This window comes from Duganella sp. Root198D2 (assembly GCF_001428585.1).
Classification (GTDB): Bacteria; Pseudomonadota; Gammaproteobacteria; order Burkholderiales; family Burkholderiaceae_D; genus Rugamonas.
Map to the genome: position 1 here is coordinate 1 of NZ_LMIC01000046.1, position 1477 is coordinate 1477.

Below are 1477 nucleotides of genomic sequence, written 5' to 3' on the forward strand. Positions count from 1 at the left end.
GAATATCGGCGCGGGCGCGCGCAAGTCGTTGAAGCGTATAGGGAAATTGCTGCGTCTACGACGAACTCGCGTCAAGGCCAATACATTACAACTACTTCAGGGATTACGATCCGCAGACGGGGAGGTATATCGAGTCCGATCCTATCGGCCTGGATGGTGGCATCAATACCTACGGGTATGTGTTTGGGAATCCACTGACGTATATCGATCCTTTGGGACTGGACGCGGACTCGACATGTATGGCCGCTTGCAAAGCCGTGGGTGGCGCCATTGGCGGTGCCGCCGGATATTACGGGGGCACGGCAGCGGGTGGGGTAGTCGGTGGTGCCGCCGCTGGCGCGGGATGCACCTTGTTGGCTCCTGGTGTCGGTACGGTTGGTTGTGGCGCCGCAGGTGCCGCTGCTGGCGGGGCTGTAGGCGGTAGAGCCGGTGCTGCCGGCGGGATATGGGCTGGTTCTAAGATCGGTGGCGCTATCGGTAGCATGATGTGTAGCAGCACGGCGAGTGAGCAATGTAAGAAACAGGCCGATGATGACTATCATGCTGATATGACAGAGTGCGGTGCTTACAACAAGAGTGTAGGGTCGAAAACGTATATCGCTTGTGCAAGACGAGCAAGCGCTAGATATGCCGATGCATTGAGAGCATGCGAAGGAAAGTAAGCGAATATATGAGCTATCCAAAACTTGAAATTTATTTGAACGAAGCTTCCGAATTGTGCATCGTGAAGGCGGAGCGGCCTGATTCAGCGCCGCAACTTGTGGTTGAGTTGGCTTTAAGCGAACTAATGTCGGAAGGTATTGATGAGGCCTCGCTTCAAGTAGGACATGGTGTAATAACTTCGCTGAAGCGTTGGCATCGGCAAGAATTCGAGAGCGCAGAGGTGACTGTAGCAGACGGGTTGCCGAGCGATGATTCGAGCGAGTTGGCTCATCGATTGATTGCTAAATCGGTTGAAAATCGAACAGCAGTACATTTGCCGTCCATAGAGGCTCTTTTGCTTGCGGCAGCCAATCAGGGGCCCGATGCTAAGGAATTTCTTGATGAAGACTGGCCTGTGATTCGCCAGCGCCTAAGTACCTTTTCTGCCTGAAAATTGCCCGTTCGGAGATCGCGGTGCCAGCGGTGCCAGGGAACCAGTGCCAGGTCTGTCATTCGGACAGCGAGCGCACTCTTATGACAAATCTCAACGTGCGAATCTGACCGATTTCGCGTATTGATATTTATCAAAGAGTCAGGTCGCGTGTCCGAATGTCAGACCTGGCACCGAATTTATGGGCTCCAAAGATGGGACCGTTTGGAGCGGTTGCGGTGGGTATATATGAAGGTGGGAAATATTTACGATACCCATTTGGCGGCACAACAGAACCGACACCACTCCCCCCTGTGTCAGACTACTTGTCGGGTAATTCAATCGGTTTGATTGGAACCTGACCAAGGGTCTGGCGCACCGCGAAATGCAGTTGCCGCCTCGGAA

At 53.8% G+C, this 1477-nt stretch carries 2 protein-coding genes; both read left to right on the forward strand.

Going from position 1 to position 1477, the window contains the following annotated elements:
- Positions 1-80: 80 nt before the first annotated feature.
- Positions 81-662, forward strand: a complete 582-nt coding sequence (locus ASE26_RS32015) for an RHS repeat-associated core domain-containing protein (protein ID WP_307146948.1) — start codon at positions 81-83, stop codon at positions 660-662.
- 8 nt (positions 663-670) lie between these two features.
- Positions 671-1093, forward strand: coding sequence for a hypothetical protein (locus ASE26_RS30910; RefSeq protein ID WP_055933935.1), 423 nt, complete (start codon positions 671-673; stop codon positions 1091-1093).
- Positions 1094-1477 lie beyond the last annotated feature (384 nt).